At 66.6% G+C, this 395-nt stretch carries 1 protein-coding gene; it reads left to right on the plus strand.

What is annotated here, in order from left to right:
- The coding region (locus G3I71_RS49495; RefSeq protein ID WP_164325543.1) for an aldo/keto reductase at positions 1-395 on the plus strand (395 nt) is incomplete at both ends.

The raw sequence follows: 395 nt of genomic DNA on the forward strand, positions 1-395 counted from the left end.
CGACGAGGTGACCAGCCGTGCGTGCTTCGATCGCTTCGTCGAGGGCCGCGGCAACTTCTTCGACACCGCGAGCACCTACACCGACGGGAACAGCGAGCGACTGCTCGGCCAGTTCATGGGGTCCGACCGCGACCGCTTCGTCGTGGCGTCGAAGGTCACGCTGTGTAGCCCGGCAGGCTCCCGCCACCCTGGTGATCCGAACGCTACGGGCAACAACCGCAAGCACCTGCGGGAGGAGCTGGAGACGTCGCTTCGCCAGCTGGGGACCGACCGGCTCGACGTCCTGTACCTGCACGCCTGGGACTTCGCCACGCCGATCCTCGATGTCATGCGGACGCTGAACGAGTTCGTCACGTCGGGAAAGGTCGCCTACCTGGGTGTCTCGAACACCCCCG

Origin of the sequence: Streptomyces sp. SID12501 (assembly GCF_010550245.1) — a bacterium.
Taxonomy (GTDB): Bacteria; Actinomycetota; Actinomycetes; order Streptomycetales; family Streptomycetaceae; genus Streptomyces.